The following is a 14,799-nucleotide window of genomic DNA, read 5'->3' on the forward strand; positions in this document are numbered from 1 at the left end:
GGCTCTCCTGCCTGACCTGGATGTACTTCGTGTAGTCTAGGTTTCACAAAGGGTTACAGACGGCGCCTGCAGATGTGTAGGTTATGTAGTAAGTTAAGCCGGTGAATATCATGCGAGGCACGGCTGCGCCGTCAGCCGGCTTCAGAGGGTAGCTAATTGAACGATATGGCAAAGAACTTGATCCTGTGGTTGATCATCGCAGCTGTCCTGGTGACGGTGATGAACAACTTCTCCAGCCCGAATGAGCCGCAGACCCTCAACTATTCCGACTTCATTCAGCAGGTCAAGGATGGCAAGGTCGAGCGCGTTGCGGTCGACGGCTACGTCATTACCGGTAAACGAACCGATGGCGACAGCTTCAAGACCATCCGTCCGGCCATTCAGGATAACGGCCTGATCGGCGACCTGGTCGACAACCACGTCGTGGTCGAAGGCAAGCAGCCAGAGCAACAGAGCATCTGGACCCAACTGCTGGTCGCCAGCTTCCCGATCCTGGTCATCATTGCCGTATTCATGTTCTTCATGCGCCAGATGCAGGGCGGCGCCGGTGGCAAGGGCGGGCCGATGAGCTTCGGCAAGAGCAAGGCGCGCCTGCTCTCCGAAGACCAGGTGAAAACCACCCTGGCCGACGTTGCCGGTTGCGATGAAGCCAAGGAAGAAGTGGGCGAGCTGGTCGAATTCCTGCGTGACCCGGGCAAGTTCCAGCGCCTGGGCGGCCGTATTCCGCGCGGCGTGTTGATGGTCGGCCCGCCAGGTACCGGTAAGACCCTGCTGGCCAAGGCTATCGCCGGCGAAGCCAAGGTGCCGTTCTTCACCATCTCCGGTTCCGACTTCGTCGAAATGTTCGTCGGTGTTGGTGCCAGCCGTGTTCGCGACATGTTCGAGCAAGCCAAGAAGCATGCACCGTGCATCATCTTCATCGACGAGATCGACGCCGTCGGTCGCCATCGTGGCGCCGGCATGGGTGGCGGTCACGACGAGCGCGAGCAGACCCTCAACCAGTTGCTGGTTGAAATGGACGGCTTCGAAATGAACGACGGTATCATCGTCATCGCCGCGACCAACCGTCCGGATGTACTCGACCCGGCGCTGCTGCGCCCAGGCCGTTTCGACCGTCAGGTTGTCGTTGGCCTGCCGGATATCCGTGGCCGTGAGCAGATCCTCAAGGTGCATATGCGCAAGGTGCCGATTGGCGACAACGTCAATCCAGCAGTCATTGCCCGTGGTACCCCGGGCTTCTCCGGTGCAGACCTTGCCAACCTGGTCAACGAAGCATCGCTGTTCGCTGCCCGTGGCGGCAAGCGCGTCGTCGAGATGAAAGAGTTCGAGCTGGCCAAAGACAAGATCATGATGGGCGCCGAGCGCAAGACCATGGTCATGTCCGAGAAAGAGAAGCAGAACACCGCTTATCACGAAGCTGGCCATGCCATCGTCGGTCGCGTCGTGCCTGAGCACGACCCGGTCTACAAGGTGTCGATCATTCCTCGCGGCCGGGCACTGGGTGTGACCATGTTCCTGCCTGAGGAAGACCGTTACAGCCTGTCCAAGCGCGCGCTGATCAGCCAGATCTGCTCGCTGTACGGTGGCCGTATTGCCGAAGAGATGACCCTGGGCTTTGATGGTGTAACCACCGGTGCTTCCAACGACATCATGCGTGCCAGCCAGATTGCCCGAAACATGGTCACCAAGTGGGGCCTGTCGGAAAAACTCGGTCCACTGATGTATGCCGAGGAAGAGGGCGAGGTGTTCCTGGGTCGCAGTGCTGGTTCCCAGCACGCCAGCGTCTCTGGTGAAACTGCCAAGCTGATCGATTCCGAAGTACGCAGCATCATTGACCAGTGCTATGCCACGGCCAAGCAGATCCTCACCGAAAACCGCGACAAGCTCGATGCCATGGCCGATGCGCTGATGAAGTACGAGACTATCGATGCCGATCAGATCGACGACATCATGGCCGGTCGCGAGCCTCGCGAGCCGCGTGACTGGGAGGGCGGGTCGGGCACTCCGGATGCCTCCGCTCCACGCCCAGAGTCGCCGATCGGCGGTCCAGCGGCGCAAGTCTAAGGGCATATATGACCTCAGAGCAGTACCCGACCCGGTTGCCTTGCGGCAACCGGGTTCTTGATTTGTCCCGTACCCATGTCATGGGTATCCTCAATATCACCCCTGATTCCTTCTCCGATGGTGGTCGCTTCACCCAGCGTGACGCGGCCTTGCGCCACGCGGAGGCGATGGTGGCTGCCGGCGCGACCCTGGTCGATGTCGGCGGCGAGTCCACCCGCCCTGGTGCTCGCGCAGTGTCGGCGCTTGAAGAACTGGAGCGTGTCGCCCCCATCGTTGAAGCGATCAATCGCGAACTCGATGTGATCATCTCGGTCGATACCTCTACGCCAGCGGTCATCCGTGAGTCGGCCAGGCTCGGTGCCGGGTTGATCAACGATGTGCGCTCGCTCAATCGTGATGGCGCCCTGGATGCCGCCGCAGCGACTGGTTTGCCGGTGTGCCTGATGCACATGCGCGGTGAGCCCGGCGACATGCAGGACAATCCCCACTACCAGGATGTCACCGTCGAGGTGGCGAGCTATCTTGAAGAGCGTATGGCGGCGTGTGCGGCCGTGGGCATCGAGGCCGAACGGATCATCCTTGATCCGGGTTTCGGCTTCGCCAAGACCCTCGGGCACAACCTCAGCCTGTTCAAGCACATGGAAGCGCTTTATCGGCTCGGGCGTCCTTTGCTGGTGGGCGTTTCACGCAAGAGCATGATCGGCCTGGCCCTGGGCCGTCCGGTCGGTGAACGGCTCTATGGCAGCCTGGCCCTGGCTGCGCTGGCGATGACCAAGGGCGCGAGCATACTGCGCGTTCACGATGTCGCCGAAACCGCCGATGTAGTGCGGATGATTGCTGCGGTGCAAGCCGCCGAATAAGAGTGATGGAGCATCTATGAGCAGAAAATATTTTGGTACCGACGGTATTCGTGGCCGTGTCGGCGAGTTCCCGATTACCCCTGATTTCATGCTCAAGCTTGGTTGGGCGGCGGGCATGGCTTTTCGCAAGCAGGGTGCCTGCCGCGTACTGGTGGGTAAAGACACGCGAATTTCCGGCTACATGTTCGAATCGGCTCTGGAGGCAGGTCTTTCCGCCGCCGGCGCCGATGTGATGTTGCTGGGGCCTATGCCGACGCCGGCCATCGCCTACCTGACCCGCACCTTCCATGCCGAAGCAGGCATCGTCATCAGTGCCTCGCACAATCCCCATGACGACAACGGCATCAAGTTCTTCTCAGGTCAGGGCACCAAGCTGCCGGACGAAGTCGAGTTGATGATCGAAGAGTTGCTTGACCAGCCGATGACAGTGGTCGAATCGAGCAAGCTGGGCAAGGTTTCGCGCATCAACGATGCGGCCGGGCGCTACATCGAATTCTGCAAGAGCAGTGTGCCGAGCAGCACCGATTTTGCCGGCCTCAAGCTGGTGGTCGACTGCGCCCACGGTGCTACCTACAAGGTCGCGCCAAGTGTGTTCCGCGAGCTCGGTGCCGACGTCACCGTGCTGTCGGCGCAGCCTGATGGCCTGAACATCAACGAGAACTGCGGCTCGACCCATATAGAATCGCTGCAGGCAGCGGTGCTGGTTGGTCATGCGGACCTCGGTATCGCCTTCGATGGCGACGGCGACCGCGTGCTAATGGTCGACCATACCGGTGCTATCGTCGATGGCGACGAGTTGCTGTTCATCATCGCCCGTGACCTGCACGAGCGCGGCAAGCTGCAGGGTGGGGTGGTAGGCACCCTGATGAGCAACCTGGGGCTGGAGCTGGCCCTGAAGGAGCTGGACATCCCGTTCGTGCGCGCCAAGGTCGGTGACCGCTACGTGATGGCCGAGCTGCTGGAGCGCGACTGGGTGATCGGTGGCGAGAACTCCGGGCATGTAGTGTGCTGCAACCACACCACCACCGGTGATGCGATCATTGCCGCGCTGCAGGTGCTGATGGCCCTCAAACGTCGCGACGAAACCCTGGCCCAGGCCCGTCAGGCTCTGCGCAAATGCCCGCAGGTGCTGATCAATGTGCGCTTCGGTGCGAGCAAGGTCGACCCGCTGGAGCATCCGGCCGTCCAGGAGGCCAGCGCCAAGGTTACCGAGGCCCTGGCTGGTCGTGGTCGCGTGCTGCTGCGCAAGTCCGGGACAGAGCCTCTGGTGCGGGTAATGGTCGAAGGCGAGGACGAAAGCCAGGTCCGTAGCCATGCCGAAGCCCTGGCAAAACTGGTAAGTGAAGTTTGCGTTTGAAATACGCTTGCCAGAGGTGATTGGGTTGGGTAACATCTGCGCCCTCTTTGACCGACGAGGTACAGCATGCGTCGCCCTATGGTAGCTGGTAACTGGAAGATGCACGGTACCCGCGCCAGCGTCGCTGAGCTGATCAAGGGCTTGAGTAATCTCGCCCTGCCAAGCGGTGTCGAGGTCGCGGTGTTTCCCCCCGCCCTGTACATCAATCAGGTAATTGATGGCGTACAAGGCAAGGCGATCGCCGTCGGCGCTCAGAATTCTGCGGTACAGCCTGAGCAAGGCGCACTGACCGGTGAAATTGCACCGAGTCAACTGGTCGAGGCAGGTTGCGAGCTGGTACTGATTGGGCACTCCGAACGCCGCCAGATCATTGGCGAGAACGACGAAGTCCTCAATCGCAAGTTCGCTGCGGCACAGGCTTGCGGTTTGAAGCCGGTGCTCTGTGTAGGGGAAACCCTCGAAGAGCGCGAAGCGGGTAAAACGCTTGAGATTGTCGGGCGTCAGCTGGACAGCGTCATCGAAGCGTTCGGTGTCGAAGTCTTCGCCAGTGCGGTGATTGCCTATGAGCCTGTATGGGCCATTGGTACAGGGCTGACGGCCTCGCCACAGCAGGCTCAGGATGTGCATAAGGCCATTCGCGAGCAGCTGGCGGCAAAGAACCCGGAAGTCGCAGCGAGTGTGCGGCTTCTATACGGCGGCAGCGTGAAGGCGGCCAATGCGGCTGAACTGTTCGGCATGCCGGATATCGATGGGGGCCTGATTGGTGGGGCTTCCCTGAACGCAGACGAATTCGGTGCAATTTGTCGCGCCGCAGGAAACTGAAAAATGCTGGAAACAGTGATCGTTGTTTTGCATCTGTTGGGCGCGCTGGGTTTGGTAGTGCTGGTGTTGCTGCAACAGGGTAAAGGTGCGGAAGCGGGTGCATCTTTCGGCGCAGGTGCTTCAAATACTGTGTTCGGAAGCCAAGGTTCTGCTACCTTTCTGAGTAAGTTTACTGCTATACTAGCTGCCTCTTTCTTCTTAACTGCTCTTGGGTTAGGATACTTTGCTAAGGAGAAAGCTCACGAGCTGACTCAAGTAGGGTTGCCAGATCCAGCGGTCTTGGAAGTGAAGCAGCAAAAACCGGCAACAGATGATGTACCGGTGCTCCAGGAGCAGAAGAGCGAAGCCACTAACACTGGCGATGTTCCTCCCGCTCAAGAGCAGAAGTAACGGGTTTCAAAGTAGTATTGCCGAGGTGGTGGAATTGGTAGACACGCAACCTTGAGGTGGTTGTGCCCATAGGGTGTAGGGGTTCGAGTCCCCTTCTCGGTACCAATTGAAACAAGACAGCCCGCTACAGCGGGCTTTCTTGTAGGTGGAGGTTAGATTGACCCCCTTGGGGTTCGGTCGTATACTTTCGCCCCAGCTTTGTCGCGGGGTGGAGCAGTCTGGTAGCTCGTCGGGCTCATAACCCGAAGGTCGTTGGTTCAAATCCAGCCCCCGCAACCAGTTTCAGCGGAGCCCCTTTTGCAGGGGCTTTTTCATGGCTGAACAGTCATAGCGCCGGTATTCAACGGCGTATCAGGGATGGGCGCTTTGCCCATTTTTTATTTGCATAGCATGCACGAGGGGGTTCAGGTGTCGAGCAAGCTAGAACAGTTGCAGGCCTTGTTGGCCCCGGTGGTCGAGGCTCTTGGCTATCAATGCTGGGGGATCGAATTCATCTCTCAAGGCAAACATTCGGTACTGCGTATCTATATCGATAAAGAGGATGGAATCCTGGTTGATGACTGCGCGATTGTCAGTCGTCAAATCAGCGGTGTTCTCGATGTCGAAGATCCGATCAGTTCCGAGTACACCCTTGAAGTGTCCTCTCCTGGCATGGAACGCCCACTGTTCACCTTGGAACAGTTCGCTTCGCATGCCGGTGAACAAGTGAAGATCAAGCTGCGTACGCCCTTTGAAGGTCGTCGTAACTTTCAGGGCCTTCTCCGTGGCGTGGAGGAGCAGGATGTTGTGGTCCAGGTGGATAACAACGAATTCCTGTTGCCGATCGACTCGATCGACAAGGCCAACATTATTCCCAGTTTTGACTGAGACGTGCCGGATCCCGCGGACCGCGCGGATCCAATGGCTTGCGAAAGGCGAGGCGTACGATGAGCAAAGAAGTACTGCTGGTTGTTGAGTCGGTATCCAACGAAAAGGGCGTACCGGCCGGCGTAATTTTTGAAGCGCTGGAAGTGGCCCTGGCCACTGCAACCAAAAAACGTTTTGACGACGAAGTCGACCTGCGTGTGGAAATCAACCGCCACACTGGTAGCTACGAAACCTTCCGTCGCTGGACTGTCGTCGAAGAAAAGGATCTGGACGATCCGGCGATCGAAGTGTGGCCAGCGAAGATTCAGGAAACCCATCCTGATGCTAAAGTCGGTGACGTGATCGAAGAGAAGATCGAGTCGATCGAGTTCGGCCGCATTGCCGCCCAGACCGCCAAGCAAGTCATCGTCCAGAAGGTCCGTGAAGCCGAGCGCGCTCAAGTGGTAGATGCCTACCGCGAGCGTCTGGGCGAGATCATCTCCGGTACCGTCAAGAAGGTCACCCGTGACAATGTCATCGTTGACCTGGGCAACAACGCCGAAGCGTTGCTGGCCCGTGAAGACATCATCTCCCGCGAGACTTTCCGTGTTGGTGTGCGCCTGCGTGCACTGCTCAAGGAAATCCGCACCGAGAACCGCGGCCCGCAGTTGATCCTGTCGCGTACCGCGCCACAGATGCTGATCGAACTGTTCCGCATCGAAGTGCCGGAAATCGCCGAGGGCCTGATCGAAGTCATGGCCGCTTCCCGTGATCCGGGTTCGCGCGCCAAGATCGCTGTGCGCTCCAAGGACAAACGCATTGACCCGCAAGGTGCCTGTATCGGCATGCGCGGTTCGCGTGTCCAGGCAGTGTCCGGCGAACTGGGTGGCGAGCGTGTGGATATCGTCCTCTGGGACGACAACCCTGCACAGTTCGTCATCAACGCCATGTCGCCGGCTGAAGTCGCGGCGATCATCGTCGATGAAGACGCCCACGCCATGGACATCGCCGTGGGTGCCGACAACCTGGCCCAGGCGATTGGCCGTGGTGGCCAAAACGTGCGCCTGGCCAGTCAGTTGACCGGCTGGACCCTGAACGTGATGACCGAATCGGACATCCAGGCCAAGCAGCAAGCTGAAACCGGTGACATCCTGCGCAACTTCATCGACGAGCTGGAAGTCGACGAAGAGCTGGCACAGGTGCTGGTCGATGAAGGCTTCACCAGCCTGGAAGAGATTGCCTACGTACCGCTGGAAGAAATGCTCAACATCGACGGCTTTGACGAAGACATCGTCAACGAGCTTCGTGCTCGTGCCAAGGATCGCTTGTTGACCAAAGCCATCGCTACTGAGGAAAAGCTGGCAGACGCCCATCCGGCCGAAGACCTGCTCTCGCTTGAGGGTATGGACAAGGATTTGGCGATGGAACTGGCGGTGCGCGGCGTAGTTACCCGCGAAGACCTGGCCGAGCAGTCGATTGATGACCTGCTCGACATCGACGGCATCGACCAAGAGCGTGCCGGCAAGTTGATCATGGCCGCCCGAGCCCACTGGTTCGAGTAATTAGGCGCGGCCTGAGGAGAGAAGTGCATGACGCAAGTCACGGTGAAAGAATTGGCCCAAGAGGTCGCTGCACCGGTAGAGCGCCTGCTGCAGCAGATGCGTGAGGCAGGTCTGCCGCACACCGACGCCGGTCAGGTAGTGACCGACAATGAGAAGCAGGCATTGCTGGCTCATTTGAAGAGCAGCCACAAGGCAAAAGTGGAAGAGCCGCGCAAGATCACCTTGCAGCGCAAAACCACCAGCACCCTGCGTGTCGCCGGTAGCAAGAGCATCAGCGTAGAAGTACGCAAGAAGAAAGTATTCGTTCAGCGCAGCCCGGAAGAAATCCAGGCCGAGCAGAAGCGCGAGCTGGAAGAGCGCCGTGCAGCAGAAAATGCTGCCCGTGAAAAAGCCGATGCCGAAGCACGTCAGCGTGCCGAGGAAGAAGCCCGTCGCCAGCCAGCCGCTGCCAACGCCGCACCGGCTGCCGCCGCTGCGCCGGCTCCAGCGCCTGTGATCGAAGCTGCAGCCGCCGATGCTCCGGCACCGGTTGCCGATCGTAAGAAAGACGACGTGCGTCGCAGCGACAAGTCGCGTGACGACGAGCGTCGTGGCGGTGAGCGCCGTAACGAAGCGCCGCGCGTTTCGGTCAAGGTCAAGGAAAAGGAAAAGGCGCCTACCCCGCGTGCCGCTCCGCGTACCACCGACGAAGAAAGCGATGGCTTCCGTCGTGGTGGCCGTGGCAAGGGCAAGCCGAAGAAGCGTAACGCCCACGGTTTCCAGAACCCGACCGGTCCGGTTATCCGCGACGTGCAGATCGGCGAGACCATCACGGTTTCCGACCTGGCCAACCAGATGTCCGTCAAGGGCGCTGAAGTGGTCAAGTTCATGTTCAAACTGGGCACTCCGGTGACCATCAACCAGGTGCTCGACCAGGAGACAGCTCAGCTGATCGCCGAAGAGCTGGGCCACAAGGTCACCCTGGTCAGCGACACCGCCCTGGAAGATTCCCTGGCCGAGTCGTTGAAGTTCGAAGGCGAGACCTTCTCCCGTGCTCCAGTCGTGACCGTAATGGGCCACGTTGACCACGGCAAGACCTCGCTGCTCGACTACATCCGTCGTGCCAAGGTAGCTGCCGGCGAAGCCGGTGGTATCACCCAGCACATCGGTGCGTACCACGTGGAAACCGACCGCGGCATGGTCACCTTCCTCGACACCCCGGGCCACGCCGCGTTTACCGCCATGCGTGCCCGTGGTGCCAAGGCGACCGACATCGTGATCCTGGTGGTTGCCGCGGACGACGGCGTGATGCCGCAAACCCGCGAAGCCGTCCAGCACGCCAAGGCTGCCGGCGTTCCGCTGGTCGTGGCTGTGAACAAGATCGACAAGCCAGGTGCCGACCTCGATCGCATCCGTAACGAACTGGCCGTCGAAGGCGTCACTTCCGAGGACTGGGGTGGAGACACGCCATTCGTCAAGGTGTCGGCGAAGATGGGTACCGGTGTCGACGAGCTGCTCGAAGCCGTCCTGCTGCAAGCCGAGATCCTCGAGCTCAAAGCCACTCCATCGGCCCCGGGTCGTGGTGTGGTGGTTGAATCGCGTCTGGACAAGGGCCGCGGTCCGGTGGCTACCGTGCTGGTTCAGGACGGTACCCTGCGTCAAGGCGACATGGTCCTGTGCGGTTCGAACTACGGCCGTGTACGGGCCATGCTCGACGAGAACGGCAAGCCTGTTAAGGAAGCCGGCCCGTCGATCCCGGTCGAGATCCTCGGCCTGGATGGCACTCCGGACGCCGGTGACGAGCTGTCGGTAGTGGCTGACGAGAAGAAAGCCCGTGAAGTTGCCCTGTTCCGTCAAGGCAAGTTCCGCGAGGTCAAACTCGCTCGCGCTCACGCTGGCAAACTCGAGAACATCTTCGAGAACATGGGCCAGGAAGAGAAGAAGACCCTCAACATCGTGCTCAAGTCCGATGTTCGTGGTTCTCTCGAGGCCCTGCAGGGCTCCCTGAGCGGCCTGGGCAACGACGAAGTACAGGTTCGCGTGATTGGCGGCGGTGTCGGTGGTATCACCGAGAGCGATGCCAACCTGGCCCTGGCCTCCAATGCAGTACTGTTCGGCTTCAACGTGCGTGCCGATGCCGGCGCGCGCAAGATCGTCGAGCAGGAAGGTCTGGATATGCGTTACTACAACGTGATCTACGACATCATTGAAGACGTCAAGAAAGCCTTGACCGGGATGCTCGGCAGCGATGTTCGCGAGAACATCCTGGGTATCGCCGAAGTGCGTGACGTGTTCCGTTCGCCGAAGTTCGGCGCCATCGCCGGCTGCATGGTCGTCGAGGGTGTGGTCTACCGCAACCGTCCAATCCGCGTACTGCGCGAGGACGTGGTGATCTTCGAAGGCGAGCTGGAATCGCTGCGTCGCTTCAAGGACGATGCGTCCGAAGTACGTGCCGGCATGGAATGCGGTATCGGCGTCAAGAGCTACAACGACGTCAAGGTCGGCGACAAGATCGAAGTCTTCGAGAAAGTCCAAGTGGCTCGTACGCTTTAAGCCGCGAGCATGGGAACCGCCAATCGCCCGCCCCAGGGCGCCGCTTGGCGGCTCTGAACGCAACGCCCGGTCCGGCTCTAGCCTGGCCGGGCGTTTGCCGCTTTAGTTACAGGTAGCAAAAATGGCAAAAGAATATAGCCGTACCCAACGCATCGGCGATCAGATCCAGCGTGAGCTGGCCCAGTTGATCCGTCGTGAAGTCAAAGACCCGCGCGTCGGCGTGGTCACTATCACCGCTGTTGATGTCAGCCGCGATGTCGGCCATGCCAAGGTGTTCATCACCTCCATGGGCCAGGAAGGCGCGGAAGACATCAAGCAGACCCTCAAGGTGCTCAACGGCGCGGCCAGTTTCCTGCGCGTGCACCTGGGCAAGGAAATGCAACTGCGCAGCGTGCCGCAACTGCATTTCCACTATGACGAAAGCATCAGTCGCGGCGCCCACCTGTCGGCCCTGATCGAGCGCGCCGTCGCCGAAGACAAGCTGCACCAGGCTGCCGACACGCCCCTGGACACCAAGGAGTAAGCGGTGGCTCAGGTCAAGCGTATCCGTCGTAACGTCAGCGGCATCATCCTGCTCGACAAGCCCTTGGGGTTTACCTCCAACGCCGCCTTGCAGAAGGTCCGCTGGCTACTCAACGCCGAAAAGGCCGGGCACACCGGTAGCCTCGATCCACTGGCCAGCGGCGTGCTGCCGCTGTGCTTCGGTGAGGCGACCAAGTTCTCGCAGTACCTGCTCGATTCCGACAAGGGCTACGAGACGGTCATGCAACTGGGGCAGACCACCACCACGGGCGATGCCGAAGGTGAAGTGCTGAAAACCCGTGACGTGACCGTTGGTCGCGCCGATGTCGAAGCGGTTTTGCCACAATTTCGTGGTCAAATCAGTCAGATACCGCCGATGTACTCGGCCCTCAAACGTGACGGTCAGCCGCTGTACAAGCTTGCCCGTGCAGGTGAAGTAGTGGAGCGCGAGGCGCGTTCTGTTACTATTAACCGCTTGGAATTGCTCGAGTGCGAAGGCACCCGTGTCCGGTTGTCGGTCGGCTGCAGCAAAGGCACCTACATCCGCACCCTGGTCGAGGATATCGGCGAGGTGCTCGGTTGCGGAGCCTATGTCGCTGAACTGCGCCGTACCCACGCCGGTCCTTTCGAGCTAGCCCAGACCGTGACCCTCGAAGAACTCGAAGCGGTCCACGCCGAAGGTGGCAACGAAGCGGTCGATCGCTTCCTGATGCCATCGGACAGCGGTCTGCTGGACTGGCCACTGTTGCAGTTCTCCGAGCACAGTGCGTTCTACTGGCTCAATGGTCAGCCGGTCAGAGCCCCCGACGCGCCGAAGTTCGGCATGGTCCGGGTACAGGATCACAATGGTCGCTTCATCGGTATCGGTGAAGTGAGCGAAGACGGGCGCATCGCGCCTCGTCGCTTGATTCGGTCAGAATGATCGAAACCTTCAGTGTCAGGCCCAGGCCTGGGACTGGTGGTAAAGAGGATGGCTGTTAATAGGCACGGTCACGCCTCACTTTATGAATACAGGGAGCAGTCCCTGGCCTATTGGAAACCGTTTGTTCGGGTTCCCTTGATTTGGAGAAGCCAGATGGCACTCAGCGTTGAAGAAAAAGCAAAGATCGTTGGCGAATACCAGCAAGCCGCCGGTGACACCGGTAGCCCGGAAGTACAGGTTGCTCTGCTGACCGCCAACATCAACAAGCTGCAAGGCCACTTCAAGGCCAACGGCAAAGACCACCACTCCCGTCGTGGTCTGATCCGCATGGTTAACCAGCGTCGCAAGCTGCTGGACTACCTGAAAGGCAAGGACACCACTCGTTACAGCGCCCTGATCGGTCGTCTGGGTCTGCGTCGCTAATAGCGGCCTGGCCAGTGGTGTGCACGGCGTGCTGCAGTCACCAGGCGGAGCCTTTGGCCCCCGTGCTGGTGAGCACGCCTTGCGTATCTATGAGGTTGGCTGTCTGTCTCGCCTGAGCGGTTTACCGCGAGGGCAGGGCAGGCTCCCAACCTCTAGTTTTATCTGGACTGCCAACAGGGCCGATTCCCTGTTCTGCCCAAGAATTCGCAAGAACCCGTTCCCCCAGAGCCACTGAAAAAGGTAGGAAACCGTGAACCCGGTAATCAAGAAATTCCAGTTCGGTCAATCGACCGTTACCCTCGAGACGGGCCGTATTGCTCGTCAAGCGTCCGGCGCCGTATTGGTCACCGTCGACAACGATGTCACCGTACTGGTGACCGTGGTCGGTGCCAAACAGGCCGATCCAGGCAAAGGCTTCTTCCCCCTGTCCGTTCACTATCAGGAAAAGACCTACGCCGCCGGCAAGATCCCTGGTGGTTTCTTCAAGCGTGAAGGCCGTCCTTCCGAGAAAGAAACCCTGACCTCGCGTCTGATCGACCGTCCGATCCGTCCGCTGTTCCCAGAAGGCTTCATGAACGAAGTGCAGGTTGTCTGCACCGTCGTTTCCACCAGCAAGAAGACCGATCCGGACATCGCTGCGATGATCGGTACCTCGGCTGCCCTGGCGATCTCCGGCATTCCGTTCGAAGGCCCGATCGGCGCCGCTCGCGTTGCTTTCCACGAAAGCACCGGCTACCTGCTGAACCCGACCTACGAGCAACTGGCTGCCTCGAGCCTGGACATGGTCGTTGCCGGTACCTCCGACGCCGTACTGATGGTTGAATCGGAAGCCAAAGAGCTGACCGAAGACCAGATGCTGGGCGCCGTACTGTTCGCCCATGACGAATTCCAGGCTGTGATCCAGGCTGTCAAAGAGCTGGCCGCCGAAGCTGCCAAGCCGACCTGGGACTGGACTGCCAAGGCCGAGAACACCCCGCTGCTGAGCGCCATCCGTGGCGAATTCGGTGCTGCGGTTTCCGACGCCTACACCATCACCGTCAAGGCTGACCGTTACGCTCGCCTGGGCGAACTGCGCGAGCAAGTAATCGCCAAGTTCTCCGGTGAAGAAGGTCAACCGACTGCTGGTGAAGTCAAAGAAATCTTCGGCGAAATCGAATACCGCACCGTTCGCGAAAACATCGTCAACGGCAAGCCACGTATCGACGGCCGCGACACCAAGACCGTACGTCCGCTGAACATCGAAGTCGGCGTACTGCCAAAGACCCACGGTTCGGCACTGTTCACCCGTGGCGAAACCCAGGCCCTGGTCGTTGCGACCCTGGGTACTGCCCGTGACGCCCAGCTGCTGGACACCCTCGAAGGCGAGAAGAAAGACCCCTTCATGCTGCACTACAACTTCCCGCCGTTCTCGGTAGGCGAGTGTGGTCGCATGGGCGGTGCTGGCCGTCGCGAAATCGGTCACGGCCGTCTGGCCCGCCGTTCGGTTCAGGCCATGCTGCCTGCTGCCGACGTATTCCCGTACACCATCCGCGTCGTATCGGAAATCACCGAATCCAACGGTTCCAGCTCCATGGCTTCGGTCTGTGGTGCATCCCTGGCACTGATGGACGCTGGTGTACCGATGAAGGCGCCGGTTGCCGGTATCGCCATGGGCCTGGTTAAAGAAGGCGAGAAATTCGCCATTCTGACCGACATCCTCGGTGACGAAGACCACCTGGGCGACATGGACTTCAAGGTAGCCGGTACCGCCAAAGGTGTTACCGCGCTGCAGATGGACATCAAGATCAACGGCATCACCGAAGAGATCATGGAAATCGCCCTGGGCCAGGCCCTGGAAGCGCGCCTGAACATCCTCGGCCAGATGAACCAGATCATTGGTCAGTCCCGTAGCGAACTGTCGGAAAACGCTCCGACCATGATCGCCATGAAGATCGACACCGACAAGATCCGTGACGTCATCGGTAAAGGCGGCGCGACCATCCGCGCCATCTGTGAAGAAACCAAGGCTTCGATCGACATCGAAGACGACGGTTCGATCAAGATCTTCGGTGAGACCAAAGACGCCGCTGAAGCTGCTCGTCAGCGCGTTCTGAGCATCACCGCCGAGGCCGAGATCGGCAAGATCTACGTCGGTAAGGTTGAGCGCATCGTCGACTTCGGTGCCTTCGTCAACATCCTGCCTGGCAAGGACGGTCTGGTTCACATCTCGATGCTGAGCGATGCTCGCGTCGAGAAAGTGACCGACATCCTGAAAGAAGGCCAGGAAGTTGAAGTACTGGTACTGGACGTGGACAACCGCGGCCGCATCAAGCTGTCGATCAAGGACGTTGCCGCTGCCAAGGCATCGGGCGTTTAAGACCGTCGCTTAAGAAGAAGGACCCTTCGGGGTCCTTTTTTTATGCCTGTAGAAATTGTCTTGCGGACTTGCATCTTGCATGCAGGATTTTGCCACTGCTTGCAAAATGCACGATTCGGAATTTTGGTTGGTTGGTTAACATA

The 14,799-nt window shown here is 59.6% G+C and carries 12 protein-coding genes and 2 tRNA genes; all 14 read left to right on the forward strand.

Annotated elements, in window-relative coordinates; genetic code table 11:
- The first annotated feature begins 165 nt into the window (after window positions 1–165).
- The 14 genes from ftsH (at window position 166) to pnp (ending at window position 14,656) form a co-directional block, all read left to right on the forward strand.
- Window positions 166–2,064 (forward strand): ATP-dependent zinc metalloprotease FtsH, encoded by a 1,899-nt coding sequence (gene ftsH, locus ABIE20_RS15845; RefSeq protein WP_038998658.1) that lies wholly within the window; start codon window positions 166–168, stop codon window positions 2,062–2,064.
- Window positions 2,065–2,072: 8 nt separating this feature from the next.
- On the forward strand, window positions 2,073–2,924 hold the full coding sequence (gene folP / locus ABIE20_RS15850) for a dihydropteroate synthase (RefSeq protein ID WP_429505824.1): 852 nt from the start codon (window positions 2,073–2,075) through the stop codon (window positions 2,922–2,924).
- Between the two features lie 16 nt (window positions 2,925–2,940).
- On the forward strand, window positions 2,941–4,281 hold the full coding sequence (gene glmM, locus ABIE20_RS15855; RefSeq protein WP_429505825.1) for a phosphoglucosamine mutase: 1,341 nt from the start codon (window positions 2,941–2,943) through the stop codon (window positions 4,279–4,281).
- A gap of 66 nt (window positions 4,282–4,347) precedes the next feature.
- Window positions 4,348–5,103 (forward strand): triose-phosphate isomerase, encoded by a 756-nt coding sequence (gene tpiA / locus ABIE20_RS15860; protein ID WP_254285105.1) that lies wholly within the window; start codon window positions 4,348–4,350, stop codon window positions 5,101–5,103.
- A 3-nt stretch (window positions 5,104–5,106) separates the two neighbouring features.
- Window positions 5,107–5,493, forward strand: a complete 387-nt coding sequence (gene secG / locus ABIE20_RS15865; RefSeq protein WP_038998663.1) for a preprotein translocase subunit SecG — start codon at window positions 5,107–5,109, stop codon at window positions 5,491–5,493.
- Between the two features lie 19 nt (window positions 5,494–5,512).
- Window positions 5,513–5,598: transfer RNA gene (locus ABIE20_RS15870), tRNA-Leu, on the forward strand.
- Window positions 5,599–5,695: 97 nt separating this feature from the next.
- A tRNA-Met gene (locus ABIE20_RS15875) sits at window positions 5,696–5,772 on the forward strand.
- A gap of 129 nt (window positions 5,773–5,901) precedes the next feature.
- Window positions 5,902–6,360 carry a ribosome maturation factor RimP gene (rimP, locus tag ABIE20_RS15880; protein WP_045200046.1) on the forward strand — a complete coding sequence of 153 codons (459 nt, stop codon included), beginning with the start codon at window positions 5,902–5,904 and terminating at the stop codon, window positions 6,358–6,360.
- A gap of 59 nt (window positions 6,361–6,419) precedes the next feature.
- Window positions 6,420–7,901: a transcription termination factor NusA gene (nusA, locus tag ABIE20_RS15885; protein WP_429505826.1), complete on the forward strand. Its 1,482-nt coding sequence runs from the start codon at window positions 6,420–6,422 to the stop codon at window positions 7,899–7,901.
- 27 nt (window positions 7,902–7,928) lie between these two features.
- A complete protein-coding gene (infB, locus tag ABIE20_RS15890) occupies window positions 7,929–10,433 on the forward strand; it encodes a translation initiation factor IF-2 (protein ID WP_429505827.1) in 2,505 nt (834 codons plus the stop codon).
- 121 nt (window positions 10,434–10,554) lie between these two features.
- Entirely contained in the window at window positions 10,555–10,956 is a 402-nt protein-coding gene (gene rbfA, locus ABIE20_RS15895) for a 30S ribosome-binding factor RbfA (protein WP_045199718.1), read from the forward strand.
- 3 nt (window positions 10,957–10,959) lie between these two features.
- The gene (gene truB / locus ABIE20_RS15900; protein ID WP_429505828.1) at window positions 10,960–11,877 is read left to right on the forward strand and encodes a tRNA pseudouridine(55) synthase TruB; all 918 of its coding nucleotides are present in this window, start codon (window positions 10,960–10,962) and stop codon (window positions 11,875–11,877) included.
- Window positions 11,878–12,030: 153 nt separating this feature from the next.
- Window positions 12,031–12,300: a 30S ribosomal protein S15 gene (gene rpsO / locus ABIE20_RS15905; protein ID WP_010222985.1), complete on the forward strand. Its 270-nt coding sequence runs from the start codon at window positions 12,031–12,033 to the stop codon at window positions 12,298–12,300.
- A gap of 250 nt (window positions 12,301–12,550) precedes the next feature.
- Entirely contained in the window at window positions 12,551–14,656 is a 2,106-nt protein-coding gene (pnp, locus tag ABIE20_RS15910; RefSeq protein ID WP_429505829.1) for a polyribonucleotide nucleotidyltransferase, read from the forward strand.
- Window positions 14,657–14,799: the final 143 nt, after the last annotated feature.

The sequence above is a fragment of the Pseudomonas sp. 2835 genome, from assembly GCF_050435905.1.
GTDB lineage: Bacteria > Pseudomonadota > Gammaproteobacteria > Pseudomonadales > Pseudomonadaceae > Aquipseudomonas.

Excerpts from the sequence above, each read along its gene's own strand:
- ftsH (WP_038998658.1), top strand. The coding sequence starts at position 166 with ATGGCAAAGAACTTGATCCTGTGGTTGATCATCGCAGCTGTCCTGGTG.
- folP (WP_429505824.1), top strand. The coding sequence starts at position 2,073 with ATGACCTCAGAGCAGTACCCGACCCGGTTGCCTTGCGGCAACCGGGTT.
- glmM (WP_429505825.1), top strand. The coding sequence starts at position 2,941 with ATGAGCAGAAAATATTTTGGTACCGACGGTATTCGTGGCCGTGTCGGC.
- tpiA (WP_254285105.1), top strand. The coding sequence starts at position 4,348 with ATGCGTCGCCCTATGGTAGCTGGTAACTGGAAGATGCACGGTACCCGC.
- secG (WP_038998663.1), top strand. The coding sequence starts at position 5,107 with ATGCTGGAAACAGTGATCGTTGTTTTGCATCTGTTGGGCGCGCTGGGT.
- nusA (WP_429505826.1), top strand. The coding sequence starts at position 6,420 with ATGAGCAAAGAAGTACTGCTGGTTGTTGAGTCGGTATCCAACGAAAAG.
- infB (WP_429505827.1), top strand. The coding sequence starts at position 7,929 with ATGACGCAAGTCACGGTGAAAGAATTGGCCCAAGAGGTCGCTGCACCG.
- rbfA (WP_045199718.1), top strand. The coding sequence starts at position 10,555 with ATGGCAAAAGAATATAGCCGTACCCAACGCATCGGCGATCAGATCCAG.
- rpsO (WP_010222985.1), top strand. The coding sequence starts at position 12,031 with ATGGCACTCAGCGTTGAAGAAAAAGCAAAGATCGTTGGCGAATACCAG.